Origin of the sequence: Glaciecola sp. SC05 (assembly GCF_041380235.1) — a bacterium.
In the GTDB taxonomy this organism is placed as follows: Bacteria; Pseudomonadota; Gammaproteobacteria; order Enterobacterales; family Alteromonadaceae; genus Glaciecola.
Map to the genome: position 1 here is coordinate 56,897 of NZ_JBGIYY010000013.1, position 25,660 is coordinate 82,556.

Annotated in this window: 25 protein-coding genes; 8 read left to right on the forward strand and 17 right to left on the reverse strand. The window is 42.9% G+C overall.

The annotated features are described in order from the left end of the window. Genes AB9H30_RS12780 through AB9H30_RS12800 form a run of 5 tightly spaced genes read right to left on the reverse strand, consistent with a single transcriptional unit; the run spans position 1 to position 4,432 of the window. Positions 1-660, reverse strand: coding sequence for a tetratricopeptide repeat protein (locus AB9H30_RS12780; RefSeq protein WP_371195079.1), 660 nt, complete (start codon positions 658-660; stop codon positions 1-3). Then, a complete protein-coding gene (locus AB9H30_RS12785) occupies positions 657-1,481 on the reverse strand; it encodes an SDR family oxidoreductase (protein WP_371195080.1) in 825 nt (274 codons plus the stop codon). The genes AB9H30_RS12780 and AB9H30_RS12785 overlap by 4 nt, the downstream gene beginning before the upstream one ends. 8 nt (positions 1,482-1,489) lie before the next feature. Beyond that, entirely contained in the window at positions 1,490-2,161 is a 672-nt protein-coding gene (locus AB9H30_RS12790; RefSeq protein WP_371195081.1) for a TenA family transcriptional regulator, read from the reverse strand. Continuing rightward, positions 2,148-3,719, reverse strand: a complete 1,572-nt coding sequence (locus AB9H30_RS12795; protein WP_371195082.1) for an AMP-binding protein — start codon at positions 3,717-3,719, stop codon at positions 2,148-2,150. Before AB9H30_RS12795 ends, AB9H30_RS12790 begins: the two co-directional genes overlap by 14 nt. Further along, complete coding sequence (locus AB9H30_RS12800; protein ID WP_371195083.1) at positions 3,716-4,432, reverse strand: thermostable hemolysin; 717 nt, start codon at positions 4,430-4,432, stop codon at positions 3,716-3,718. Before AB9H30_RS12800 ends, AB9H30_RS12795 begins: the two co-directional genes overlap by 4 nt. A gap of 519 nt (positions 4,433-4,951) precedes the next feature. Between AB9H30_RS12800 and AB9H30_RS12805 the strand changes: the two genes are divergently transcribed. Beyond that, positions 4,952-5,650: a hypothetical protein gene (locus AB9H30_RS12805; protein WP_371195084.1), complete on the forward strand. Its 699-nt coding sequence runs from the start codon at positions 4,952-4,954 to the stop codon at positions 5,648-5,650. 137 nt (positions 5,651-5,787) lie between these two features. Here the strand turns inward: AB9H30_RS12805 and AB9H30_RS12810 are convergent, their stop codons facing one another. The 5 genes from AB9H30_RS12810 to ilvD all read right to left on the reverse strand — a co-directional run bounded on the left by AB9H30_RS12810 (position 5,788) and on the right by ilvD (position 11,815). Further along, positions 5,788-7,158, reverse strand: coding sequence for an amidohydrolase family protein (locus AB9H30_RS12810; RefSeq protein ID WP_371195085.1), 1,371 nt, complete (start codon positions 7,156-7,158; stop codon positions 5,788-5,790). Between the two features lie 76 nt (positions 7,159-7,234). Continuing rightward, positions 7,235-8,416 carry a formate-dependent phosphoribosylglycinamide formyltransferase gene (purT, locus tag AB9H30_RS12815; protein ID WP_371195086.1) on the reverse strand — a complete coding sequence of 394 codons (1,182 nt, stop codon included), beginning with the start codon at positions 8,414-8,416 and terminating at the stop codon, positions 7,235-7,237. Between the two features lie 97 nt (positions 8,417-8,513). After that, positions 8,514-8,981 (reverse strand): YchJ family protein, encoded by a 468-nt coding sequence (locus tag AB9H30_RS12820; RefSeq protein ID WP_371195087.1) that lies wholly within the window; start codon positions 8,979-8,981, stop codon positions 8,514-8,516. 39 nt (positions 8,982-9,020) lie between these two features. Beyond that, positions 9,021-10,043, reverse strand: coding sequence for a catalase family peroxidase (locus AB9H30_RS12825; RefSeq protein WP_371195088.1), 1,023 nt, complete (start codon positions 10,041-10,043; stop codon positions 9,021-9,023). 95 nt (positions 10,044-10,138) lie between these two features. Continuing rightward, entirely contained in the window at positions 10,139-11,815 is a 1,677-nt protein-coding gene (gene ilvD / locus AB9H30_RS12830) for a dihydroxy-acid dehydratase (RefSeq protein ID WP_371195089.1), read from the reverse strand. A 238-nt stretch (positions 11,816-12,053) separates the two neighbouring features. Between ilvD and AB9H30_RS12835 the strand changes: the two genes are divergently transcribed. Next, positions 12,054-12,503: a DUF3010 family protein gene (locus AB9H30_RS12835; RefSeq protein WP_371195090.1), complete on the forward strand. Its 450-nt coding sequence runs from the start codon at positions 12,054-12,056 to the stop codon at positions 12,501-12,503. A 68-nt stretch (positions 12,504-12,571) separates the two neighbouring features. On the opposite strand, the gene AB9H30_RS12840 is transcribed toward AB9H30_RS12835, so the two are convergent. From AB9H30_RS12840 to AB9H30_RS12855, 4 genes are all read right to left on the reverse strand, one after another. Beyond that, positions 12,572-13,600: a hypothetical protein gene (locus AB9H30_RS12840; RefSeq protein ID WP_371195091.1), complete on the reverse strand. Its 1,029-nt coding sequence runs from the start codon at positions 13,598-13,600 to the stop codon at positions 12,572-12,574. Between the two features lie 237 nt (positions 13,601-13,837). After that, positions 13,838-14,317 (reverse strand): hypothetical protein, encoded by a 480-nt coding sequence (locus AB9H30_RS12845; protein ID WP_371195092.1) that lies wholly within the window; start codon positions 14,315-14,317, stop codon positions 13,838-13,840. A gap of 476 nt (positions 14,318-14,793) precedes the next feature. Then, the gene (locus AB9H30_RS12850) at positions 14,794-15,336 is read right to left on the reverse strand and encodes a hypothetical protein (protein ID WP_371195093.1); all 543 of its coding nucleotides are present in this window, start codon (positions 15,334-15,336) and stop codon (positions 14,794-14,796) included. Positions 15,337-15,468: 132 nt separating this feature from the next. Further along, a complete protein-coding gene (locus AB9H30_RS12855) occupies positions 15,469-15,744 on the reverse strand; it encodes a hypothetical protein (RefSeq protein WP_371195094.1) in 276 nt (91 codons plus the stop codon). A gap of 386 nt (positions 15,745-16,130) precedes the next feature. On the opposite strand from AB9H30_RS12855, the gene AB9H30_RS12860 reads away from it, so the two are divergent. The 4 genes from AB9H30_RS12860 to cysD all read left to right on the forward strand — a co-directional run bounded on the left by AB9H30_RS12860 (position 16,131) and on the right by cysD (position 19,028). After that, entirely contained in the window at positions 16,131-16,646 is a 516-nt protein-coding gene (locus AB9H30_RS12860; RefSeq protein WP_371195095.1) for an RNA polymerase sigma factor, read from the forward strand. Then, positions 16,636-17,220, forward strand: coding sequence for a hypothetical protein (locus AB9H30_RS12865; RefSeq protein WP_371195096.1), 585 nt, complete (start codon positions 16,636-16,638; stop codon positions 17,218-17,220). The genes AB9H30_RS12860 and AB9H30_RS12865 overlap by 11 nt, the downstream gene beginning before the upstream one ends. A gap of 81 nt (positions 17,221-17,301) precedes the next feature. Continuing rightward, the gene (locus AB9H30_RS12870; protein WP_371195097.1) at positions 17,302-17,988 is read left to right on the forward strand and encodes a hypothetical protein; all 687 of its coding nucleotides are present in this window, start codon (positions 17,302-17,304) and stop codon (positions 17,986-17,988) included. Between the two features lie 80 nt (positions 17,989-18,068). After that, complete coding sequence (gene cysD / locus AB9H30_RS12875; RefSeq protein WP_371195158.1) at positions 18,069-19,028, forward strand: sulfate adenylyltransferase subunit CysD; 960 nt, start codon at positions 18,069-18,071, stop codon at positions 19,026-19,028. A gap of 132 nt (positions 19,029-19,160) precedes the next feature. Here the strand turns inward: cysD and AB9H30_RS12880 are convergent, their stop codons facing one another. Next, the gene (locus AB9H30_RS12880; protein WP_371195098.1) at positions 19,161-19,640 is read right to left on the reverse strand and encodes a hypothetical protein; all 480 of its coding nucleotides are present in this window, start codon (positions 19,638-19,640) and stop codon (positions 19,161-19,163) included. A 420-nt stretch (positions 19,641-20,060) separates the two neighbouring features. Between AB9H30_RS12880 and AB9H30_RS12885 the strand changes: the two genes are divergently transcribed. Together AB9H30_RS12885 and AB9H30_RS12890 are read left to right on the forward strand one after the other, a co-directional pair. Continuing rightward, on the forward strand, positions 20,061-20,246 hold the full coding sequence (locus AB9H30_RS12885; RefSeq protein WP_371195099.1) for a hypothetical protein: 186 nt from the start codon (positions 20,061-20,063) through the stop codon (positions 20,244-20,246). Positions 20,247-20,334: 88 nt separating this feature from the next. Further along, positions 20,335-21,435 (forward strand): bile acid:sodium symporter family protein, encoded by a 1,101-nt coding sequence (locus AB9H30_RS12890; RefSeq protein ID WP_371195100.1) that lies wholly within the window; start codon positions 20,335-20,337, stop codon positions 21,433-21,435. 133 nt (positions 21,436-21,568) lie between these two features. On the opposite strand, the gene AB9H30_RS12895 is transcribed toward AB9H30_RS12890, so the two are convergent. Together AB9H30_RS12895 and AB9H30_RS12900 are read right to left on the reverse strand one after the other, a co-directional pair. After that, positions 21,569-23,656: a prolyl oligopeptidase family serine peptidase gene (locus AB9H30_RS12895; protein ID WP_371195101.1), complete on the reverse strand. Its 2,088-nt coding sequence runs from the start codon at positions 23,654-23,656 to the stop codon at positions 21,569-21,571. 225 nt (positions 23,657-23,881) lie between these two features. Beyond that, the gene (locus AB9H30_RS12900; RefSeq protein WP_371195102.1) at positions 23,882-25,429 is read right to left on the reverse strand and encodes a methyl-accepting chemotaxis protein; all 1,548 of its coding nucleotides are present in this window, start codon (positions 25,427-25,429) and stop codon (positions 23,882-23,884) included. Between the last annotated feature and the right edge of the window lie 231 nt (positions 25,430-25,660).

Genomic DNA, 25,660 nt, shown 5'->3' on the forward strand with positions numbered 1-25,660 from the left:
TTACCCCTTCGCGCTTAGCTTTGCATCGACTTTTTGCATTAACGCCAATACTTCTGCTCGTCTAGCTTCGTCGGCATCTTGCCTTTGCTCTCTTTGCGGCGCAGCAAGTGCAGTTTCAAGCACTTGTTTGGCTAATGAATATTGCCGCTCATCGAACAAGAATTCCCCGTAAAAATAGTTGGGATCAATACCGTTTGGGTTAATTGCCAAAGCTTTTTCTAGTAGTTTTTTGGCTTTTTTATCATCGCCAAAAGCCAAAGGCCAACCTGGCACTTTATGATAGAGCGTGCCCAAACTTGTATAAGCGGAACCTGATAGGGCATCAGGATTGATTGCTAGGGCCTTTTCGAGAGACTTTTTCGCCTTCTTTGCCAGCGACAGTGCGCCAAGCCCGCCCTTTACGCCCGCATAGCTCGATTGAATAATACCCTTCCAAATTAGCAAATCTGCGCTGTCAGGACTGGCATCACTTAGGGTTTCGATATTAATTAAGAGCGCTTGAAATGATTGGTCTTGTTCATCACCGGTAAGCTGATAGTTGATCTTTGCCCATTGGTGTTGAATATCCAGTAAACTCGCTTCATTGTCTTGTGCATTTACTGAGCTACAAAACAATACCGTAGCTAAGCTTATCGAGAGTAAAAATGTGAGTATCTTCATAATGATTCCTGTGTGACTTTGTGAGTAAAAGTACGAATAGTGGATAGCTTTTTGCGCAGCGCCATATCGACAACTTCTGGCAGACAGCCGTTGAGTCTAACAAATAGCTTTTCAGGCCAACCTAAGGTTTTGCGCGTTTTATTACTGTTTAAAAACACCATGAACTGCTCGGCAACCTCGTCAACAGAATCTACCGCGTTACCCAGTGATATATTTAATTGCGTTACTGCATCTGAGTTTAGTGAGGTCTGCGTAGCACGCGGCGCGAAGTAACAGACTTTAATGGCGGTGTCTGCTAGCTCCCGAGAAAGCGCTTCGGTAAAGCCTCGCAAGCCAAACTTACTGGCACAATATCCGCTAAAACCAGCAAAACCTATTGCGCCAAAAGCAGAGCCAACATTGACGATTTTGCAGTCGTGTTGACGAAGCGCAAGTGAGTGCTGCACAAATTTTTGCGTGAAAAGCATAGGGGCAATCAGATTCGTTTGAACCTGATTGGCTAGCATGTCACTGCCACAATCTGCCAATTCGCCAAAGCCAGAAACACCCGCATTATTCACTAACAAGTCGATGGGCCCTAACTCAAAAGCTGTGGCTAAGAGTCGTTTTTGGATGTTGTTATCGTTTAAATCACCCACTAATAAATGGTGTTGCCCCTCTAAACTATCCTTTAGGCATTCGAGGGCCAATTTATTTCGCCCATGTAAATATAGCGTGTAGCCGGCTTTATCTAGCTCCCTTGCAATCGCCTGTCCAATGCCACCAGAGGCACCGGTGACAATAGCTTTTTGTGTGTTAGTAATGGTTTTGGTATCGCTCATAATCTATCCTAGGCAACCTTGGCTAGAGCCAGGTGATCAGGAATACTGCGAAAAATATCTGCATATAAACGATAAAACTTATTTGCACTGTCAATAATCACCTGTTGTTGCACAGGGTCAGTAATCTTATTCATCAACTGCTCAAAAAACTTCACGTGCTCTATATCGATGGCGCCGTGTGAGCGCAGATAGCTAAATGCGCTCTTTGGAACGCCTGTAGCAGATAGTATAGAGTCAGCAGCATGATCGGCTAAGGCGATACTGGTTCCTTCAAGCACATGTACCATGCCGAAAAAACTCAGCGGGTTTTTTCGATTAATCGCGTCATAGGCATAAGCGACCATTAGCTCCGTTGCAAATGCGGGTTCGCTGCTGCGCACCGCTTCTTTGTCATAACCACATGCGGCAATGTCGTTTAAGATCCACTCTTGATGACCAATCTCTTCCTCTATATATTCTGCAACGGCTTCGCGCAGCCACTCTTGGTCATCAGTCAGACGTGTACCCACCGCCATTAAAAGTGGCACGGTATGTTTTACATGATGAAACGCCTGCGCTAAAAAGGCCACATAGTCTTCTTTATTTACCTGCTTGGCAAAGCAGCGTTCAATTAAGGGAGCGGTAAGTAAGTAATTTTTTGCATCGGTGGTTTCAGCGTGCAAGCGTTCAAATAGTGTCATGAATAAACTCCTGTTCAACTAAATACTTAAGGTCTGGGTAAACAGAATCTGCACCTACAGACTGATAAGCTAAGTCGATTTGTTGAGAAAAATAAGTCGTGGCTGCATCGCGTTTTATGCGGCCATTAGCGGTGATCAAGTTTTGCTGAAGTGACATAGGCGTGCCAAGCAAAATGACTTTGCGCACCTTTGCATAGTCGGGCAATTGCCGATTGATACCGATTAAGTATTGAGCAAGCTCTGCAAGACTCATAGCGTTGCCATGCAGACTAATAATGGCTATGCAGTAAGGACGCGCCTCACCGATAATGCAGGCTTGATGAACCGCCGGGTTAGCTAAAATTAATGACTCGGCCCATTCAGGTGAAATATTGCGCCCCATCGAGTTGATGATTTGTAACTTGCGACGCCCTTCAATAAAAAGCTGTTCATCTTGACAGCGCACAATATCGCCAGTATTGACCTGTTTAGAATACCAACTGTCTTGCTCGCCTAGGTAACCCAAAAATACATGCTCCTTGACCAGCAGTTCATTGTTAATAAGTGCACACTTGACGTGTTCTAAAGGTTTTCCGCAGCTATCCGGTGGATCGCTCGGGCCGGCTAGGCTGACAACAGACGCACACTCAGATAAGCCATAGCCCTGATAAACCGGTAAACCCAATTGACGCGAGCTTTGTACTAAGGCTCTAGCAACCTTGGCACCGCCAACCGCAATAAACGTGAAGCTTGATGGTGGCTGCCAACCTTGACTGCTTGCGGCTACCATAACTTTTAATAGTTCTGGTACAGTAATGAGCGTGTTTGCTTGAGATTCGCTAATGCACTTTAAAAACGCCTGCACATTGCTTAATTGACTGCCACTAAACCCGCGCTGGTTTTCATTGGGAACAACAAGCGTTCCGCGCGCCAACAAGGGTGCATATACCCCAGCAATGTTTTCTAATAAAGTTGACAGTGGCAGTGCGACTAAATGTCTTGGTTGTTTGACGCCGACTCTACTTACTAGCGACTTTGCAACTAGCAATTGGTGTGATGCGCTTAAGCACACTCCTTTTGGCTGGCCCGTTGAGCCTGATGTAAAAGTGACCTTAGCGGTCTTGTTAGGCATTGGGTGCTTTTGTTTCGTAACGCTGTTACTGGCTAAAGAAGCTGCCTTAGTATTTGTGCTCTTTACAGTAAAGCCTTTCAGGCCAAGCACAAACTCGTGTTCAATTTTAGTTTGTTCGATTGCGCGTAATGATATATCACGTGGCAGAGTTCTGTCTGTGAATATTACGTCTAGGTCTGCAGTATCAAGAAGATGGGTTATTTGTTCACTGGAAAAAAATAGCGGTATGGGCACCAATATTATGTTGGCCAGCATGCACGCTAAGTCTATGCAAATCCATGCTGCGCTGTTGTCTGCATACAGTCCTACGCGTTGCATACCTGCACCTTGCAGTTTCCCTGCAATGCGTGTCACTTCTGCAAACAGTTGTGCATGACTTAGATTAGTATCGTGTGCACAAATAGCTAAATCATGGCTATGTTTATCGAATAAGTCGGTGATATTCACGCTGCTACTTTCGCGTTGCTGACTAAGGCATCGATTTGCGGCATCAACTGCTCTGACATCACCCTAAACAATCGATTCGCTGCGATAAGGTCCTTAACATCTTGCAACTGCAATGACATAACTTTTGGCTGCGTTTCATAATAAGTCCCCCAGTACTGATCAGAAATTACCAGTTTAGAAGGATCAGCATCAGCGATAAATCTGGGCGTCAGCCCAAATTTTGCGAACAAATTGGATAATTGTGCGGTGGCGGTAAATACCATTGCTGTAAAGCCCTGTTTATGCAAAAGCAGCGCAGTAACGATGAGTAATGACAGAGTAAAGTTGCTCGAATTTGAATATAAATGGCCAATCTCAGCGATGTGCTGACGTTTGCTTAAATAACCTTGAGCGCCAAGAGCTTGCTCAATGGGTATCGCTAAATATTGTTCAATAAACAATCTATCAGATGCACTTCGCATGCCTAATGCCGCCTTAAAACCGGCTTTTTCCAAACCGATTACGATGGGCATGCTAACGGTCACATCCGCTCCATAGCTTTTTTTAAATCCAGCTTGAATAAATGTGTTTGCCGTTTTTCTATCAGGGTGATTCTCGCGGAGCACTTGCACCCGCATGCTTGTAGCAGGATTGACTGGCTTTTTTGCGATATACAGCTGAAATGGATAAGTTTCGTTGGTATTACTACTGCTATTGCAATTGGTATCTAACATCATGATGCCTTATTACGGATTTCATGACCTTAATATAATAAAGCAACCTTAAAATAATCTTAAGATTGCTTTAAAATTTGCTTGATCTTGAAATAAAGGCTATTTGCAATCTAGGGTTGGATTTATGTTTTAACTAACGAACAACCAAAAATACGTATTACTTGGAAGCCCCTCTTATTTATGTACAATAACGTTTGGTAACTTTAGTTATTTTGTATGTTTCTAACATAAAGCTGGCCTTGCTAATTAGTTAACTTATTACGCTTTTTGAATGAAATATTGATGATTAGGTTAAAAAAACGAACATTGTAATTTTAAATTAATTGTCAGCAATTTTTACACTCTTTCAAATACAATTTACTTGTATATATTTAAGTTGCTGTATTATTTATATAAATCCAAATATTTTATTTTGGCATTATATTTGCTGATCGGTAACTGTTTTCGTTCAACGCTGTTTAATTTTTGAGAGGCTAGATGATGCAATTTTTTATATCAAAAAAGGTAGTGGGTGCAACCGTGTTTATAGGTCTATTATCTTTACTTACCATCATATCTGATGCAGCGAACGCAGCGATCGTAAAAACGGTAACAATGGATGGCCCGAGCGAATTTAAATCAAGTTCTAGGGGCAAGTGGGTTTATTTATCGACCTTTGAGGAAACGCACCCTGCATTTAATGTAAATTTCTCATTACTCGGAGACACAGCACTTACCGTTATGTACAAAGCCCCAGAGAATATGCGTTTTAGGATGAATTTTATAGCCGATGGTGAATTCAACGTAGCGTATGGACAGGGAGGCCGGAATGATGGTGGTGGGCGTCTAAATGAGCCTGTAATGACGGTTTTTGGTGGTTTTGGTGGTTCAGCGTTATCCGCACCGAGAGCTTCATTCACTGGCACCGGCCCTGGTGGCGATAGATTAGCCTTTACGTCCACATGGGATGTCAGCGCCGGTGCAGATTTCTGGTTTGACAGTATTTCACTTACAGCGGATATCCCTTCTAGTTACGTCGTTAATTTTACCCCTGGTGCGGCAAGGTCTAGATTCGAGACTAGGATTGAATCACCATTTGCTATACCGGACATAACGAGTAGTTTTTTGGTACTAGAACCAAAGCCACAAGTTGTAAACGAACCGATAAGCTCTTTCTTGATTTTGCTTTCCGGGCTTTTTCTATTTCGCAAAGCATCAATGACGGTCAGCTGTGTTTAATGGTCAGATATAGGTTAAAAACTTACATGTTTTTTGCATGTCTATTGGAATTGAAACCATCTTTTGCACAAAACAGTGTTTATATGTATTGCAGGTTTTGCTTTATTCTAATCTTATATTGTAATAGCCGAAATAAATTAAAGGGCAGATTCTATTACTTGCCCGTTTTGTTTATACACCACACCGTTCTTCATCACCAAATCGACATTTTGCAGTAGATTAATGTAGCGTAAAACATCCCCCTTAACTGCAATGATATCGGCATATTTACCTTCGCTAACGGTTCCTACTTTATCGTTTACCTTCATCAGAACAGATGGCCAATACGTCGCCGCGCGTATCGTATCCATCGGTGTCATGTTCATTTGCTCTACCCAAATTGCCATCTCGTTCCATGTGCTCTGACAGTGAAACTTAGCCGGTATACCCGAATCGGTGCCTATCAATAGTACCAAGCCCGCTTCTTTTAACTGTTGAATCTTGCGTTTTAACGTTGGCTTTCTGAGCGGAGTCAACTGCATATAATCTAACTGCCCCACATTCTGTATAGACGCGGCAATATCGTCGATGATGTCTTGTTTTAAGCCTCTGTGCCAGCAAGTGGTATCAAGCTTTTCTGGGTTAGCTACGGTGCTTTCATAATTCCATAGACCTTCCACGGTTGGTGTCCAAAACAGAGGCCCGCCTGCGACGCGACCTTTAGCCGTGCGCTCTTTAAGCAGTGTCATAATATCCTCAGGATATTCAGGTGCTGTGGTCAGCCCAGTGTGTTCAAAGTTGTCTACACCAATGGCAATGCCACGGCGTATTTCATCAGGGCGATGGGAATGTGCAACCACAATTAAACCGCGCTTATGTGCTTGATCAACCACAGCTTGTGCGGTTTCTAATGTCATTTTGTCATGGTCAATCAGCTTGATAATATCAACGCCAGCATCCGCCAGTTCGTTCACTTTATTCTCAGCTTCGCGCTTGTTTTTAACACCCCAGCGAAATATTTCAGTGCCCGGATAAGGCTCAGCTTGAATAAACGGCCCTGATACAAAAAGTCTTGGCCCAGGTATTTCTCCGCTTTCAATTCTCGACTTCACGCTAATAGAGGCTTCCAGTGGAGCGCCTAAATCTCGCGCGCTTGTCACACCGGCGAGAAGCAACTGCACAGCGCTTGAGGGCATGATTTCATCGGCAAATCGCTCAGGATAGGTTTTGTCCCAATGTTCATAATCGGCGTGACCATTGATCATTAGGTGCGCGTGACTCTCCCATAAACCTGGCAAAACATCCATGCCCTCAGTTGAGACCACTTTATAGCCTTGTGGAACCTGCAGGGTGTCAACACTGCCCACTTTTTCGATAAGGCCATCTTTGATTAATATGACGCTATTGGCGATTGGCTGATGACCAAAGCCATCAATCAGCCTGCCGCCCACCAGAGCCGTATCTGCAAAAGCTAGATTGCTAAAAAACGAAAATAAGACAATTGAAATGCTAAGAATGCGTAAATGCATAAAGGTGCTCACTTTAAGTGTATGTAATGACCATAGTGCAAAATAACAAAGATAGACAATAAAATTGTTAAACGAACTACAGGGTTATATTAACCGCTGCAGCAACTTCATTAGAGAGTGCCACAGCATCTTCGACTGTTTCAGCCCTAGCTAAAGCAACGCCCATGCGCCGACGGCCTTTTACTTCAGGTTTACCAAAGAGCTTTAAATCGGTATTGGATTTGCTCAAGGCCTCCGGCAAATTGCTAAAACTTACTTTTGTTGACTCACCCTCAACCAGCAATGCAGTTGAGGCAGAAGGTCCATAAAATGTGATATTTGGAATGGGTAATCCCAAAAACGCTCTGGCATGTAAGGCAAATTCAGAAAGGTGCTGAGAAATAAGGGTCACCATACCGGTATCATGGGGACGGGGGGAGACTTCGCTAAAATACACTTCGTCACCTTTAATAAAAAACTCAACGCCAAACAAGCCGAAGCCACCAAGAGCCTCGGTAACCTTTGTCGCGATATCTTTTGCGGTATGTAAAGCGTGTTCACTCATTTTCTGAGGTTGCCAAGATTCGCGATAGTCGCCGTCTTCTTGGCGATGACCAATTGGCTCACAAAAAGACGTGCCGCCTTTGTGTCGAATGGTTAGCAAAGTGATTTCATAGTCAAACTCAATAACTGACTCGACTATCACTTTGCCCTTGCCTGCCCGACCGCCCTCTTGTGCATACTGCCAAGCTCGTTCTAAATCATCTTCGCTTTTCAGCATCGATTGCCCTTTACCCGATGAACTCATAATGGGCTTTACAATACACGGGAAACCAATCTCTCTTGCTGCGTCTTCAAACTCTTCCCATTCCTCTGCAAACACATAATTCGAAGTGGGCAAACCGAGGTCTTCTGCTACTAAGCAGCGAATGCCTTCACGGTTCATGGTTAAATGCGCCGCCTTTGCGCTAGGCACAACTTTAAATCCTCGCTGCTCTAGGGCAATAAGCGCACTGGTGGCGATGGCTTCTATTTCTGGCACAATAAAGTCCGGCTGCTCTTTAATCGCAATATCTCTAAGTGCCTGCTCGTCGAGCATCGAAATGCAGTGGCTGCGGTCCGCCACCTGCATGGCCGGCGCATTTTCATAGCGGTCAAGCACAATGACTTCACAGCCCAATCGTTTTAACTCAATCACCACCTCTTTACCGAGCTCGCCGCCGCCGCAAAGCATCACTTTTGTTGCCGTCTCTGAAAACGGTGTACCAATGGTGGTCATATTGTGTCCTTAATAGTGAATAAAATTTCGTAAATGCCTACTCAGCTAACTTTGAATATTATTTTTGGATGCTTTTGCATCCTTAAATATAAATGACTTAAGCACTAGCGCAACAACGTTTAAATTTTTTGCCACTGTTACAGGGGCATGCCGAGTTTCTGCCAATATCCAGTTTACCGGCGCCGTTTTGCATCTCGCCTTTCAAATATCGCCATTGCCCATTTTCTTTAACAAACTGGGATATTTCGTGCATACAATAATATTGACCATCTGCCAAGTAATATGCCTTAAAGCTTACCGTATCACCCTGTGCTTGCAATACCTCTAAAGCCTTCCATTGGGTAGCTTTATCGTGAGCAGCAAGCGTGTTTGCATCAAGGGTCGCGCGAGGCAATTCAGCATAGGTATCTGCAATGTATTGATAGGCTAAAGTAGCATAAGCGCTGTATCGCGAGCGCATCAGTTGCTCAGCTGTAGCAGGAACTTGCAGGCCGCAGATAAAAGGCTCGCAGCAAAGCTTAAATGTTTGCTGCGAGCCACATGGACAGTTTTGTGGTTGGTTCAACTGGATAGTCTTGTGAAAACGTCAGTCTTACAAACTGTTTTATTGATTGCTCAAGCGCTTTCCAAAAGAAATGCCATATGCTGGAGAGCGCATTTTTAACACCGGATCATCGCTGGTTTTAATCCCACTTGGCACAATGTTCGGATCAAAGTTAGTAGGATTACAAGCTTGCCCACCGGCCTCGGTGACCGTAAGTTTGCCCATAGCAATGCTTGGACGTTCTGCCGGCCACTGCTGCGATGGATCTATTACCGAATCAGTTTCATTACCAATTGCTGCCATTAAGGTAAAACTGACGCTGCCATCTGCAATCTCGTCTTTCAAGCGTTGCTCTAAAAACTCTGACGGCATTGATGCACTCTCTTGTGCAGTCAAGCCTAAAGGCCCAGCATCGGGCACAAGATGCCATCTGAACTTTGTTTGCTCACCCTGAGCATTTTCAAAAAAGAAGGTGTGAATGCCAAAGTAGTCTGAGCGAGAAAACGATGCAGGTGCAGGGTTACTGCGTGCATAGGCAAGAGCCGGCATAACACTGGGGTTAGCCGCAATATACGCGCCGGTTTTAGCTGGGTTAGGCTTCCCGTTCTCGTCAGGCAACAGTGTTTCTAAAAAGCCAAAAAACGTTTCAGGATCTTTACCGGTAAACACTGGGGTATTGTTGCCCGTAATATGATATTTACCGCCATCGGGTAAGCTCAGTTGAATACCCACGCCGCGCGTCCCTGGCTCTCGCTCATCGGCAACAGGATTTGGGCCACCTAAAGAAAATCGAATTTGTGCAGGTACTTCATCCAAAGTAAAAAGTGCAGATGATGAGTACTGCGCAGCGTCGCTAGCGGGCGCAAAACTACCAACGGCACAGACGCCTCTCGCGTGAGCCTTACGCATACCAGCATGCTCGCCGCCTAGTTTCGCAAACAGTTGAATAAAATCATTGGCGCTAACGCTCTCGGGCGCTTGTTGCGCCAGAGCACTGCCCGACATCGACACCAATCCTAACGCTAAGACACTGGCACAAGCCAAAGATGAGCCTTGATATTTCTTTTGAAAAACTATGTTCATTTCATTACCTTTTGGGTATTTCATTTAAGTGCTTTTATAGTCAGCACCTTAAAACTGCTTAGCGAGAGTATTCAGCGCATAAGCTTATCATTTATTTAGGGTTTATCGGTTACTGCACCGGTTGATGCCGAACTTACCGTTCTTGCAAATTTGGCTAACAGACCACGAGTATAGCGCGGTTTGGGCTGACGCCAGTTGGCTCTTCGTTTAGCAATTTCTTGCTCATCAACATTTAAGCTCATTTGCTTAGTTTGCGCGTCGATAGTAATACTGTCGCCATCTTCGACCAGTGCAATGGTGCCACCTTCATATGCTTCGGGGGTTACGTGGCCCACAACAAAGCCTCGGCTGCCGCCTGAAAAACGACCATCAGTAATCAAAGCGACATCACTGCCTAGGCCTTTGCCCATTATAGCTGAGGTTGGGCTGAGCATTTCACGCATACCCGGTCCGCCACGCGGCCCTTCATAGCGAATAACGACAACATCACCGGCTACAACGGCGCCGTCGATAATAGCAGCAAAGGCCTGCTCTTCTGAATCATAGACTTTCGCGGTGCCGGTAAAGCTCAAACCCTCTTTGCCAGTAATTTTTGATACTGCGCCTTCAGGTGCCAAATTACCGGTCATGATAACTAAGTGACTGTCTTTCTTAATAGGTTTGTCAAAGGGCAGAATAATGTCTTGCGCTTCAGGATAATCTTGTACATCAGCAAGGTTTTCAGCCATAGTTTTGCCAGTTACTGTCATGCAGTCACCGTGCAGCATACCTGCGTCTAACAAGCGTTTCATTAAAGGCTGAATGCCGCCAATTTCAATCAGTTCTGACATCAAATAACGACCACTGGGACGAAGATCGGCGATCACTGGGGTTTTTTCACCGATACGCACAAAATCATCCAGTGTAAGCTCAACGCCAATCGTGTCGGCCATACCAATTAAGTGCAGGACTGCATTGGTTGAACCACCTAAGGTAATAATCAAGGTGATCGCATTTTCAAAGGCTTTCTTTGTCATGATGTCTGAAGGTTTAATGTCATGCTCAAGCAAATAAGTAATGGCTTTTCCAGCATTGATACAGTCTAACTTTTTGCTCTCAGAAACTGCGTTTTGTGCAGAGCTATTAGGCAAACTCATACCTAATGCTTCGATGGCTGAGGCCATGGTGTTTGCTGTATACATGCCGCCGCAAGAGCCCGGCCCCGGGATAGCGGTTTTTTCTATATGCTCTAACTGCGTTATTGGTATGTCGCCTGCAGCATGCCCACCAACAGCCTCAAATACTGAGACGATGTCGGTATGGTTTTCGCCGGGTAAAATGGTGCCGCCATAAACAAATATCGACGGACGATTTAAACGCGCAAGTCCCATAATGCAGCCAGGCATGTTTTTATCACAGCCGCCAATGGCAATAATACCGTCGTGCCCCATACAGGCCGATACTGCTTCAATTGAATCGGCGATAACTTCGCGCGATACCAACGAATACTTCATGCCTTCGGTGCCCATCGATATACCGTCTGAAATGGTGATGGTATTATAAATAACGCTTTTTGCGCCTGCACTGTCCACGCCTTTACCAACTTCAACAGCTAAATCATTAATGTGCATGTTACATGGCGTCACCATGCTCCAAGTGGACGCGATGCCAACTTGCGACTTTTTAAAGTCTTCATCACCAAAACCAACGGCTCTTAGCATAGAGCGGCTTGGCGCTTGCGCGGTGCCATCAACGATTTTTTGGGAATGTTTACGTGGGTTATTGCTGCTCATTACGGGCCTTATCTATGTTTTAAATTTAGAATTTTCGGATAGGTCTATAACTATAGAATTGTATTGCGCGTAACACAATCTAAGTTAATGAATTCGTTTGTATTAGTTTAGACTATTTGCGCCTGCAAAAAACACGCTCGTGTTAAGTGATATAAATAGTCAAATTACTGAGCAATTGCGCTATCATAATCAACTTATTCGAAAACATCATTGTTCAACTAAAAAACCGAGGTAAAGCATGCGAGTTTGTGGCGTAGAAATTAAAGGCACTGAAGCGGTAATCAGTATTTTGGACTATCGCGATGGACTTTTTACCATACCCGACTGCCGTGCGCGCAAAGTGGAATTTAGCAAACGTAATCGCACTGCCGATTTAAGCTATTTTCAAAGCTCGTTTGCCAAATTAATGGAAGATTATAAAGTTGACCGGGTGGTGATCAAAGAGCGTCCACTTACTGGTAAATTTTCAGGCGGTGGACTTGGTTTCAAAATGGAAGCGGCTATTCAATTAATCAAGAACATCGAAGTACAAACCATCACCCTTCAAGCACTTAAAGCTAGCTTGAAGCGCAATCCAGTATCGGTAGAATTCTCTGAAACCGGCCTAAAGATTTTTCAACAAGCAGCCTTTGAAGTTGCCTACTCGTCGCATATGAACGACGCCTACCCTGTTCAAGCACAGGACTGATATAGTCAAACTCAAACGAAACGGCTGATGCGCTCGGCATTGGCGGTTTTTTGGCAGTGAATTCATTTTCACTCGGCTATAGTATTTAGGCGCGGTAAGCACTCTCTTACTTCATAGTCATACCCATGAATTGCTTGCTCGTTCCGACTTATTAGCAAAACCAAATCTTCGTTGATCATCACAGATCTTTGTAAATCAGATTTAATACAAGCACTACTTGGGTAGCTTTCAAAATAAAAAATAAAGTTAGCGATGATATTTTCAATGAACAATTGGTTATTGCGCAATTCCTGTTCAGAATTATCGCCGTTTAACGCCTCCTCTAAAGCCTCTGTTTCGACTTGGGGTAATTCTTTGTTTGCATCAAAATCAGCTTGCTCAGTATTAAAAGTTAAATGCATTGGGCCATCTAACAAATCAGTGTTTGCAAAGGGAAGCATAACGTTTACTAAATGCGCTAGCACAATGGGGATCAATACTATTCTGAGTATCATAGTAAGGACTGCACGTTTCTTATCTTCCCAATGAATCTTAATATTGAAACCAACAAGTCTCAGTAATAACGATATTAACAGCCAAACGTTCGCAAGCACTAACACCAATAAAAATATCACGATGCTCGATAGTGCAATCCAAAACGGCATAAGCATTAAGGTGGTAAAACCTAAGGTAAAAATGAAAGGTGCTGGCTCTATGCTAGTAATGGCATTGATTTTCAATGCCGCAAAGGCTAACGCAAGATTTGCGGTGCTGGCATAAAGCACAACGACTAGGCTTTTACCAATGGTGCTTTCCCATACTTTGTGGAATACATTTAGCACCTCTCTCAGTAGGCCCGCAAAGGCGATTAAAGCGACCCAAATGATTTCGAAGCCATCAAAAATAATGCAGGGGATCAGTAGTAGCGATGCTATGAAATAGCATAATTGAGAGGGCGTAAACTGTTTAGCCCACTCGAATAAGTTTGAAAGTTTAGTCCTTTGAAAAAATGCTTGAAGCTTTGTCTTGAGGTTTAGGCCGATACTAGCTATCACTTCATAAAGCTTGTGCAAACCAACAGAAAGTGTCGAAGTGATGTTTTTAAGGTAGGCTAGCATTCTGTATATCACACGTTTTTGTTTAAGATAACATAGTTTACAGACTTGCGTGGCATGAAGCGAGCTAGACAAATTGCTTAAAACTTTGGCATGAACATCAATATGCAGTCACTTTGATTCATACGAAAGGGCTTCCCTCAGTGCTGGTTACGTGCCGATGTAAAATGAGCCAACATCCATAAATTAAAAAAGGCGGAAATGCTCATACATCCCGCCTTCTTTGTTATTAAGCCACACTTACAAAATTACGTTTTTGTTCTGAAATGTGCGAGCAAACCTGCTTAGTGTTTTACTGTTGCAATACACCACCTCGTGCAGCACGTCATGTTTTACTCTGGCTTCCTTTTCACCGAGTATTACAGCGTCGACACATAGCTGAGAGATATTGTTATCGACGGCGACTAACTTGACATTGCTGGGACTCTTTTCGAGTGGGTCAGCAAGCGCATTTTTTTTATCTGCAAATTTTTGTGCAAAGTCTTTAATGCTGATGCCGTTGCAAGTGAGCGCGCTATTAAACACAACAAACGAATAGTCGTTTGATTCTATATATTTTTTAGCAGCGTCGAGACCATTGGTTGCGGCGATATAGCATGCTTGTGTTTCAACATTATCATTTACCGGCTTTAACACTATATTGCTAGTCTGAGCTGCTGACGCAAAAGTGGTAGCTGGTAAAATTACTGAAAGTGCTAAAATAGTTTTAATTAATTTCATTATGTTCCCCTAATATTTAGATATTCATTTTGTAATAAAGCTAGATTTGTTGCGTGTACCTTACTGATTATCGTCATTTAAAAGGGTTTTTAAAGGCTTTTATGTAATTTAATTTCATTTTTAATAAAATATTCATACAAAACACACTTTTTATGTAATTTAATTACAAAGAGTGAATGGCCTATTTACAACTTATACAATTGCTTAACGGATGATCAAAATTTTTACACTTTTTTGGGGCTTCAAATGACGCATTACCCAACTCAGTCATAGGTAATTACAAGCTTAATATGGGCCGGATATAAGCAAACTTAGGTTTAATGCTCAAAAGGTGTGTGCAGATAAGGATCAAAGTTCATAAGGAAAGACCCGATTTACGGCGGGTCTTTCTTATTTATGTTGAACGGTCAGCAAAGCATCATGCCTTTTCATGCCAGCAATCTTGGGGGTGTGGATGAAATGTTTGCGACTTCTACCTAAAGTGTCGCTATTTTATCGTTTAGCTCATTTAGCGCAGCCACTGAAAAACCGCGGTCATAGAAATGCACAACATTGCCTTGAGCATCAATTAGCACAATTCTGCCGTTTTTGGGGGTAAGGTTACCGGTGTATCGCTGAACTTTGTCACCGTCGTCATAAATGGTGATCACGTCGCGCCATAGCTCTCTTGGAATACCGTCGCGCATAGACTGGTCGATTCTGTCACTAAACCACCCAGCAAATGGGTTTTTAATAGCCGGAAGTTCGTAAATCGGTATTTCGACCTTGGTCATATCCAAACCAATCAACCAGCGGTCGATATCAAACTGTGATTTATGCACATAGCCGAATATCAACAGCGCCGGTTGGCCAAGTAGGTCATCAGGTATAGTTACGGGTGTGCCATCTAAGGCCTCACCGCTGGCCGATATTAGCGGTTTGTTTAACTCAACTTGACTTGCATAATGATAACCCGCACAGCCAGACAGAAATAAAATGGCGAGGGCAATGACGGATAATTTAGAGAACAATGTAATCATGTTTGTAAAAAGGCCTTAAGGCATAACTTTCGATACTGTATTGTGCACTCTACAAGGCCAACAATACCATCTGAAAAAAACTGAGAAGTAGGCCTTAGTATTACGAGCTTTTGAATAGCAAATAACGAAGTATTAAAGTGCATTGAGCTTTTTGTTTAATTCATAAGCCGGCTCGGTTACCACTTTTTCGAGTACTTGAATACGAGCTTTAAGCTGTGCAATTTCGTCGTCTTTTGACAGCGCATGGATATTCGTTTGCTTGACTGCTTTACACCTTTGAAAGGGGTTACTGCACGAACCGTTCATCCAATCAACAAACCGAAGCTGGTATTTCACATCTAACCAGCACATTACAACCCAAAGCGATAGTGATGCACCAATCAGTAAAGAAATTTGAACCGTGGTCATTATAAATTCTCCTTAATCATTCACGATGTATAAAAAATGGCAGCATTTACTGCAGCTTTCATACCTACTAGTCTTTGCTTGCACGAAATTATTACAATTATTTCTATTTAACCTGAACTCTGGATAAGAAATAGTGCAAGACTTTAATAACACCATAGATTTCATGCTGTTACACTCAGAAGCTCTATTGGCGTGAAGTGCAAGGCGCAAAAGTCACGTAATAGTTATTCTATTGCTTACTTTTGCAACGAAGCAATTCGCGCCAATAGGGCTACTTAGCGCTGTTTCTTATCCAGAGTTCAGGTTATATATTTTTTGTAATAATTTGCCAAAGACTGAGACTATCTATTGCAGTACCGCAGAAAAATAACGGATTAAAGCAACTTTTGAATGAATTTGAACACATCATAAAGGAGTATGGGCCGCTTCTCTCTCGAGTGGCGAGCACCTATGAGGCAAATGAAAGCCTAAAGCAGGAACTGTTTCAAGAGATTTGCGTGGCGGTTTGGCAATCTTTGCAAAGGTTTAAGGGCGACGCCAGCATAAAAACCTATATTTTAAGGGTTGCCCACAACCGATGCATTACGCACGTGAGCAAACAAATCAATAGTATTAAAACAGTCGACTGGCAAGAATCAGAGCAGTCGCCTGCACACGAGGTCTATATGTCGAACTCTCAAATCAAAGTTGAGCATGAGGTCGCCCAAATGCAGCAGCTCACTAAGCTACTTTCACTTATTCGACAGTTAAAGTTACCCGCGCGGCAGGTCATTTCACTATCGCTTGAAGGACTCTCTTATCACGAGATAGCAGAGGTCAGCGGGCTTTCGGCTAACAATGTTGGCGTGATGATCAAGCGCATTAAAAGCGATTTAAATAGGCAGATGCACTATGAACAATGACTCCACAGACAAGCGTGCTGAATCAGACTTTAATCAGCTTTGGCAAAAACAGCCAACGCTTAAGGTCAACACCGCGCAAATTGTTAAGCAAGCTAAGCAGCAGCGCGTCAAGCAACGCTTATATATGGCACTTGATGTCCTGGGAGTTTTACCGGTTTTTATCTTGTTAGCAGGCGATATCGAGCTCACACCCTTTTTAAAGTGGTTTATCGCATTGAATATGCTTGCATTGGCATTGATGCTTATTCATATTGCCAAGCTCAGATGGGTAGCGGCTTTTGGCCAAGGTAAAACGACTGAGCGCTACACCCGTACACTTTTACAACAACTAAAAAACAATGCAAAAATTGCCTACATAAATAAGCATTCTGCATGGCTAGCATTGCTCGTGGCAATTTGCGGTGTTGCCATCAACGAATATCTATATCCTAAAGCTACGCCAATTAACTGGGCAGAAATTACGCTTATTTTGGGAGTGGGTAGCATAGTGATTGTTGCTTGGATAATTTGGGCCCACCGTCGACAAATGCGTTTTGAAGAAAAAGCCAAAGAGCTTGAAAGAATAACAGATTGAACTTATCCAGCACTTTTTCAATCTATAATAGTCAAGCTTTAAAGGCCCTTGAGTTTCTAAAAGTGAGGCAATGCTCTACAAATGATATATCTATCACAGACTGCACATGTAATTAACACGTTTAAAATATGGCGTATGCATAGCTTGTTTATGTTGCTTGCTTGTTTAATGTTTTTTTCGAACGTCGCTTTTTCGAGTGACAAAAATGAACAAAACCTCCTTCAATCAATGGCTGGCACTCCTTTCGATTCTTTCAAGGTAGCTGACAATGCGGCTATTTCGGCATCAAAGAAAATCTATATTGAAAAGGTCGATGCTAGTTTCTCTAAAGATTGGCTCACTAAATTCACATCTAAAACCAGTCGAAATTACCGCAATACCACCTTACAACAGTATGCAGATTCTTTTCGGACGCATTTAATTGAAGAATTAAATAGTGCCGGATGGGAAGTAGTCAATGCTCCTTATGATGGAGTCTTAGTTGCAAGTGCTGTACTAAGCAATATACATATATCTGGCCCCCAACAGATTGGCACGCAGCATTCACTGATCACAGAGTTTGGTTTTTCTCACATTGAGTTTGATTTAAAAGGCGGCAATAAGCGTAGCATCCTACAAATTCAAGACCGTCGCAGCGTTGCAACATCAAGCGGGACTCTTATTGAAACCAACCGAGCGCTCAACTTCTCAAAGTTTAGCCACCTTTTTAAAGGTTGGGCTAATGACATTACTGTATTCATCAATTTAATCTCACCCAATACCAATTAATCAAATAAACCACCTAAAAAGCGGAAAAGTGATGTTTTTTGCTCGAGCTTATTTGCGCTTATGCCTCATATGCTTTATTTTTGTCGCAGTTAGCTCACTTAAATCAGCATAGGAATCAGATGGCACATTTTAATCATCTTAAATTGTTAGAAGCAGAAGCAATCCATATCATGCGCGAAGTCGCCGCAAGTTTCGATAAACCCTGCATGTTCTATTCAATTGGTAAAGACTCAACTGTTATGCTGCATTTGGCGCGCAAGGCCTTTTATCCCGATAAAGTCCCATTTACATTATTGCATGTGGACACTACATGGGAATTTCATGAAATGGGCGCGTTTAGAGATAAACTAAGAGACAAACTCGACCTTGATATCATTGTACACATCAACCAAGAGGCTCTCGACTTAGGTATTCACCCGATCGAATCAGGCTCAGTAAAATACAATGACAACATGAAGACCATTGCCCTTAAGCAAGCCTTAGATATTCATAAGTTTGATGCGGCTTTAGGCGGGGCTCGCCGAGATGAAGAAAAATCACGTGCGAAAGAACGTGTATTTTCCGTTCGTAATGCCGACCACCAGTGGGACCCTAAGCAACAGCGTCCAGAGCTTTGGTCGCTATACAACACGCAAATAAACAAAGGCGAATCGGTTCGCGTATTCCCCCTATCTAACTGGACTGAACTAGACATTTGGCTCTATATTTTGCAAGAGCAAATAGATATTGTGCCGCTTTACTTTGCTGACGAACGCATGAGCTGGGTAGATGAAGACAGTGGCCAGTTACTTGGCTTAGATGATGAACGCATGCTGCCCTACCTAAGCAAGAAAGAAAAAGAAAGCTTACAGAAACGCTGGATACGTTTTAGAACACTCGGTTGTTACCCGCAAACCGGCGCGGTATTGAGCAAAGCAACCACCCGTGAAGCCATTGTAACCGAGATGATGTTAAGCAAAACAAGTGAGCGCGAAGGCCGCTTACTAGACAAAGACCAGACTGGCTCGATGGAGAAGAAAAAGCGCGAGGGTTATTTTTAAGTACGCGTATTTTAAAGAACTACCCTTTGGTCATTCAGTGCCGGCGTTTTATTCTGCCGGCACTGGTTTAACCTTCAACTATGCGCTTCTTGATTGAATAAAAGTAATACTCAGAACCTATCGCTTGTTAAACTATTTGCCTTGATTGCCTGTTGTATCTTCACTCTCGATGGCGCTTTCGTTTTCCGTTTTACTCTCTAATAATGCTCTTACTCTCATTTCCCACTTACGCTTTGACCACTGCAAGCAGCCCACAATCAGCGTTAAGCTAACCACTGTGGGCTCAATATGCGGTAAGTCAGGTATTGCATACCACTGAGTGGCTGAATATCCAAGGTACAAAGCTATACCAATTTCTACTCCGGTAATTAAGGCAATATAGGCTAACAAGTGACTGCGGCATAAAGCGGGGAAGAAGGTCGTAATAAAAGACACCACAAATAAACAGCCGGGTCCAAAAATCATCAGGCCCAATAAGAAGGCCTGATTGTTACCTTCAATAAGCAACATAAACTGATTATGGCAGAGCAAGACAAGCACTAGTCCACACACAAACAAAGGAATGCTGATTGCAGGCAAGTCTTTAAATAAAGTGTTTACAGGTTTTGCCATAATAAGTCTGGTGTTCCTAAAAGATAGCGCTTTTCATATTGAAAAAGGCGCGGATTAGTAAAGTAACAACCCCCAAGAATAGATGCAATGCACAGTGACGAGAATTGAAAATTCAGTTAAAAAAAAGGCCTCAAAATTTGAGGCCTAAAAATTACACTCTAGGGAAGGACACACAAAACACACTTTAATTTGGTTGAAGCAAACTGCATGCTTAACTACTTTTAAACAATGCTAAGTATCACGATTTAATAGACCCCACTTTATTAAGAATAATTCCATTTATTTTCGATTTATTTCACTTATTATTTTGATTATTATATTTTATTTATATTATTCAAACACTTAATAAACTAATTTATAACTAATTTGTTTTTTTATAGTGGTCAAATAATGAATTGATACTCACTGTAGACATAAATAATGAACCCACAACTTTTGCAGCATCTGCAGCAAAATCCTTTTTTTAACGTCGTGGTGCTAAGCGGCGCCGGTATTTCTTACGAATCGGGTATTTCAACCGTTAGATACAGCAATAGACTATTGGAAAATCAGAGTGTAAATGACATCGCTATGGACCGGCTAGTGAGCTTATGCCTCAATTTGTAGAGCAATTAATTCGAGCTATTTAGCGAGTACTCGACATTGAGTCTTGTTTGTAGATAATATGAAACAACATAAAAAAGAGCGCCAGTAAATGGATTTTATTCATCGCCTCGCGGGGGCAGTAGCAGTTGTATTACTTATCGCCAGTATCATCACAATCGGTTTTTACCCTGTCGATAATGCAGGGCCATTTGTTATCGGTTTCTTTATGTGTGTTGCGCTATATTTTAAAACCAGCAAACTCCTAAGTGGATTTGCTTACACCGTTATTATTTTAGCGGCAGTGAGCGCAGCGTTGTTTTACCCTGGCTTATTTTTAGGGTTTGGCTCTTTTGAGTCTAAATCACTTATTGTGCCCTTGCTCATGCTGATCATGTTTGGCATGGGAACCTCAATGAGCGCCAAAGATTTTGTTGCCGTTGCAAAGATGCCAAAGGGAGTCATCATCGGCTTAGTACTGCAATTTAGTATCATGCCTATTATTGGTTTTGGACTGGCGCTTGTATCAGGTTTGCCACCAGAGATTGCAGCGGGCATTATTTTAGTAGGTTGCTCTCCCAGCGGTTTAGCTTCAAATGTCATGGCATATATTGCCGGTGCAAACCTTGCATTGTCGCTGACACTTACCGCAGTTTCTACCTTAATGGCGCCTTTTATTACGCCTTTTTACATGTCGTTTCTAGCAAATGAATTTATTCCTATTGACGCTACTGCGATGTTTTTAAGTATCACTAAAATCGTTATTTTACCGATTATTGCGGGCCTGCTATTCAATCGCTTTTTACATGGCAAGTTTCCATACATCGACCGCCTAATGCCAAAGGTTTCGATGTTTGGCATTGCTTTGATTATTACCATTATTACCGCCGCAGGCAGAGACAGTTTGCTCAGCATAGGATTATTACTGATTGTACTTGTGCTGATTCACAACCTCAGTGGCTATGTACTTGGATACGCCAGCGCCAAGTTCATGGGCATGGATGAGCCATCGTCACGCACAATCGCCTTTGAAGTCGGCATGCAAAATTCGGGACTAGCATCAGGTATTGCCGTTGAAATGGGCAAGGTTGCTACAATGGGCTTGGCGCCAGCAGTATTTGGGCCCACAATGAATATTACTGGCTCCAGTTTAGCCGTATGGTGGCGTGGAAAAACCGCTGCAGATTCTTCGGCTCAATCACAAAAAGTGTAAATGCCTAACAAAAAGCCAGCTAAGGGTAGCTGGCTCTTAAATCGTTAGAGTATTTAAGCACTAGACAATGCATTCTGACATGAGGCATGTTTGCACTCGGCTTGCATAGCCTATTTGCAGGACCTACATCCGATTATTCAGGGCTTCGATACTTATCAAACCAAGCAATAATGTTTTCTATTTTACCCACCAAACGCGAAGGCTTAGAGGCAATCCCATGAGAAGCCCCAGGCACTTTTACCAGCACGGTGTCGACTTTCAATAGTTTAAGCGCTTGGTAGTACTGCTCAGTTTCAGACATAGGCGTGCGCTTATCTTCGGTGCCCGTTATCAAGAGCGTGGGTGTTGTAACATTGCCCACCAAGGACAGCGGCGAGCGCTCCCAATAATGTTCGACATGATCCCACGGCATTCCCGGAAATTGAAAGGGAATTTGATACATACCGCTGTCAGCCGTCAGCACTTTAGACAACCAATTGATCACTGGTTTTGCGACCACAGCGGCTTTAAACCTATTGGTAAGACCAATAGCATATGCGGTTGCAATGCCGCCGGCTGAACCGCCAGTGATGAACAGTTGCTCAGGATCCACAAGACCTTTTTCGATGAGTGCGTCGATACCCGACATATGATCTGCAAAATCATATTTTGATGAATACTTGTTTTGCAACAGCAGTGCAAAACGCTCCCCGTATCCAGTGCTGCCCCGGTGGTTGTTATAGAACACTATATAGCCCTCGGCTGCCATGCGCTGTAGCTCAGCAGAAAAGTGTGGGCCATACGCTAAGTGTGGGCCGCCGTGTATCTCAATAATTAGTGGGTATTGCTTGGTTTCATCATAGCCTGGCGGCAGAATGTACCAACCGTGTATTGGCTCCTGATCAATAGAAGAGGCGTAAACAAACTCTTTAATTTCGCCCAAAGTTTTGTGCCCAAATACGTCTTCGTTTAACTGCGTGAGTTGACGCTCTTTGCTGCCTTGGCGCACGAAAATATCGGCGGGCCGGTCGTGGCGACCTTTGGTAAAAGCAAAGGTATCGTTGGCATAACTAAAGTCGCCGCTGGTGTATGGACGCCCAATAGATTCGCCGCCTAAACCTTTAGTAATCGATTGATGTTTGCCCGACAGTGAAACATAATCTATTTGGGTGACACCTCTTACCATCTGCTGATAATACAATCCAGCATTACCTTTCCACTGAAAATTAGCCAATGAATTATCCACTGACTCTGATAAATTCTTATCTTGAGACCCATCCACATTCATGACATGCAAATAGCGATTGCGATAAGCGAGCTTTTTGTCGTCTCTTTTTGAATAAGCGATAAGTTTGCCGTTAGGCGACACAAGCGGAGAACTTTCAATACCTGGGGCATCAGTAACTTGCATGATCTGCCCGTCTAGGTCGACCGAAAAAATATCAGACTCCATTGGTTCATATTCCCAGTTTTCGCTTCTATTCGCTGAGAAATAAATTTTACGGCTGTCGCCAGCCCAAGAAAGTGCGCCGCTGTGATGATAAGGCCCTGAACTTAACTGACGGGCCGTGCCACCATCGGAGGGAACAATAAATATTTGAGTGTAAGCAGGATCTAGCACACCGCGCCCGTCTGCTTGATACCGAGCTTTAGTAATATACTGAAAAGCAGGCGACCAATTCGCTCCCTCTGGCTTTGCGGGCATTTTTACAGTGAAGGGTTTCTCGTCTGATTTAACACTCATAGTAAAGGCTATGTGCTTTCCGTCTGGCGCCCAAGTCACCGAGGAGGGTGACGAAGCAATATTAGTAATCAGGGCGGTTTGTCCGGTATCTAACCAGCGTACATAAAGCTGGGTTTTGCCATCCTTGTTCGACAAGTAAGCTAAACGTTCACCGTTTGGTGACCATCTAGGTGAATACGCATTTTTGCTAGAAGACACCAGTGGACGATGATCTGAGCCTTTAGCATCCGCTGACCAAATACTGGAGCGAGTGCTGTCAGCCATAATATCGTTGGAGCGACGAACGTATACAATGGTTTTTCCGTCTGGCGAAACTTGAGGATCAGTGGCCACTTCTAGTTCAAAAATGTCCTGTGCTTCGAACAAATGTAATTTACTGGTTTCGGTTTGATCAGATGTATCTTCGGCACTGACGAATGAAGGCGCGAGGGCAAAACTTATCAATAAAAGTCCACAAAAACCGACGTTATTGAGTTTTTTATAAAAGGCTTGAGTCATGTTAATCAGTCACATTTTTAAATTAATAGCATTCAAGCATAGACAGTTAGCTTTGGCGATTCAAGGCTATCGTTCACGGTTATATTAATGGCTAGTGGCTAGCAAAGTTATCTGCTTGAAAATTGGCATGCTCTATTTGAAGAGCATTAATTTTATGTTGCGCTGATAAACAGACAAAAAAATGCAGCTCTTTTACAAGCTGCATAGGCATTTCTGATTGGTTACTTAAATTTTGAAGAAACCAATTAAATCTTTTAATGAGTTAGTGTCTTCAGTTTGATGATGCGTCTGCTTTGCTATGTTCGCTAGATTTTGAGCATTAGTGTCTGCAAGTCTAAAAATATGTTCAACATTTTTGCTGGTGTCGTGCGTAACTTTTGTTTGTTCTTGTGCGCCTAATGCTACTTCTTGATTTATATTGGCTAGCTGATTAATCGCTGTCGTTATATTAGCATATGCCTGAGAGGCCTCTTCGGTCAGTTGCATAACCGATGCACTTTTAGTGTTAGATGTAGCCATTACTGATACAACATCACGCGCGCCTTTTTGGATTTGTTCAATAATCGAGGTAATTTGCGTAATACTATTTTGCGTGCGCGCTGCCAATGTTCTAACTTCATCTGCCACTACCGCAAATCCTCGACCCTGCTCACCTGCTCTTGCGGCCTCAATGGCTGCGTTGAGCGCGAGCAAGTTAGTTTGATCGGCAATGCTCCTAATTACATCAAGTATATTGGCAATGTTGTCAGAATCTTCATTGAGTTTATCTACAACCACAGAAGCTTGTCCTAACTCTGCAGAGAGCGAGGTCATTGCTGAGCTCGCGTCTTTAACAATCAAGTCACCGGTGATTGCAGCTTCTCCCGCACTTTCACTGGTCTGTGCAGCAATTACCGCATTGTTGGCAATTTGTTGGTTTGCAGCAGACAGCTCAGCAATCGCAGACGCAAGGGATTCGGTTTCTGATTTTTGATTTGCCATTGATGAGGTCGAATCAGCGACTGCGTGATCTACTTCGCTATTACTATTTGATACCTTATCGAGCACCACGTTAATCTTACTCAATACATCTCGGATACGTGAAGTAGAAGCATTCATTGTGGAAAGGAGCTCGCCAAATTCATCTTTTTGATATGTTGTAGTTTGGCTTGAAAAATCACCGGTGGCGATAAGTCGCGCTGCAGTCATGCATATCTCTAGACCTCGAATAATGCTGTTAGTTAGCCAAAATCCTAAACCGATACTCAACAAAACAGCCACGATCACCGCAACCATGATGTAAACAGAAATACTGCTGCGTACATTTTCAGCCACTTCTCGTTCAGCCTCTAACAAGACTTTAATGGTCGTAGATGCATTGTTTGCAGCAAGCAGCAGAGGTGCAATTTGATCGGGAGTTGTTGCTAAATTGCTTGTTTTACTATTCACAACCAATTCAAATGCGGATAGATAGTCACCTTTCAAATCTATGATACGATCAACCTCCGCAATATTTTTTTCGATTTGCATAAAAGATTTCGCGAGCTCCAATGAGGTAATAGCATTTTCTAGCTCTTCTTTTACTTGAGTCTTGAGCTCATTCTGGTTTAGCAACAGATAATCTGCTTGCGCCAATCTGGCCTTATAAAGGCTGGTATCGGCAGAGGATATTGAATTATATATGTTGTTTTGTTTGTTAAGCTTAGAAAGCCCCATAAGCGAGCTTGCGCCCATGATTGAAATAATGATAGTCAATAGCGCTAATGAAACGATTAGCTTGTGTTTGATAGTCATTTTGCTTCCTAAATAGGTTCATACTATAAAATGTAGAAGGGCGAATTGCAGTGCCCTGCTAATAAATAAGAATTTGTATGCTGTATATCGGTCAAAGTAGACATTGGTTGAGATATATTTAGGATAAGCGCGGAAATAGATGAAAAAAGGCAAATACCTATACTAAAGGCATAGGACATAAGTATAAATTTGTGCGTTTTAAGTGCTTTTATGGCGCAAATTATCAAAGGG

Excerpts from the sequence above, each read along its gene's own strand:
- AB9H30_RS12850 (WP_371195093.1), bottom strand. The coding sequence starts at position 15,336 with ATGATTACATTGTTCTCTAAATTATCCGTCATTGCCCTCGCCATTTTA.
- AB9H30_RS12790 (WP_371195081.1), bottom strand. The coding sequence starts at position 2,161 with ATGACACTATTTGAACGCTTGCACGCTGAAACCACCGATGCAAAAAAT.
- purT (WP_371195086.1), bottom strand. The coding sequence starts at position 8,416 with ATGACCACCATTGGTACACCGTTTTCAGAGACGGCAACAAAAGTGATG.
- AB9H30_RS12810 (WP_371195085.1), bottom strand. The coding sequence starts at position 7,158 with ATGCATTTACGCATTCTTAGCATTTCAATTGTCTTATTTTCGTTTTTT.
- AB9H30_RS12840 (WP_371195091.1), bottom strand. The coding sequence starts at position 13,600 with ATGCTAGCCTACCTTAAAAACATCACTTCGACACTTTCTGTTGGTTTG.
- AB9H30_RS12890 (WP_371195100.1), top strand. The coding sequence starts at position 20,335 with ATGGATTTTATTCATCGCCTCGCGGGGGCAGTAGCAGTTGTATTACTT.
- AB9H30_RS12865 (WP_371195096.1), top strand. The coding sequence starts at position 16,636 with ATGAACAATGACTCCACAGACAAGCGTGCTGAATCAGACTTTAATCAG.
- AB9H30_RS12900 (WP_371195102.1), bottom strand. The coding sequence starts at position 25,429 with ATGACTATCAAACACAAGCTAATCGTTTCATTAGCGCTATTGACTATC.
- AB9H30_RS12780 (WP_371195079.1), bottom strand. The coding sequence starts at position 660 with ATGAAGATACTCACATTTTTACTCTCGATAAGCTTAGCTACGGTATTG.
- AB9H30_RS12825 (WP_371195088.1), bottom strand. The coding sequence starts at position 10,043 with ATGAACATAGTTTTTCAAAAGAAATATCAAGGCTCATCTTTGGCTTGT.
- AB9H30_RS12845 (WP_371195092.1), bottom strand. The coding sequence starts at position 14,317 with ATGAAATTAATTAAAACTATTTTAGCACTTTCAGTAATTTTACCAGCT.
- AB9H30_RS12835 (WP_371195090.1), top strand. The coding sequence starts at position 12,054 with ATGCGAGTTTGTGGCGTAGAAATTAAAGGCACTGAAGCGGTAATCAGT.
- AB9H30_RS12870 (WP_371195097.1), top strand. The coding sequence starts at position 17,302 with ATGATATATCTATCACAGACTGCACATGTAATTAACACGTTTAAAATA.
- AB9H30_RS12885 (WP_371195099.1), top strand. The coding sequence starts at position 20,061 with ATGAACCCACAACTTTTGCAGCATCTGCAGCAAAATCCTTTTTTTAAC.
- AB9H30_RS12895 (WP_371195101.1), bottom strand. The coding sequence starts at position 23,656 with ATGACTCAAGCCTTTTATAAAAAACTCAATAACGTCGGTTTTTGTGGA.
- AB9H30_RS12855 (WP_371195094.1), bottom strand. The coding sequence starts at position 15,744 with ATGACCACGGTTCAAATTTCTTTACTGATTGGTGCATCACTATCGCTT.
- AB9H30_RS12800 (WP_371195083.1), bottom strand. The coding sequence starts at position 4,432 with ATGTTAGATACCAATTGCAATAGCAGTAGTAATACCAACGAAACTTAT.
- AB9H30_RS12785 (WP_371195080.1), bottom strand. The coding sequence starts at position 1,481 with ATGAGCGATACCAAAACCATTACTAACACACAAAAAGCTATTGTCACC.
- ilvD (WP_371195089.1), bottom strand. The coding sequence starts at position 11,815 with ATGAGCAGCAATAACCCACGTAAACATTCCCAAAAAATCGTTGATGGC.
- AB9H30_RS12880 (WP_371195098.1), bottom strand. The coding sequence starts at position 19,640 with ATGGCAAAACCTGTAAACACTTTATTTAAAGACTTGCCTGCAATCAGC.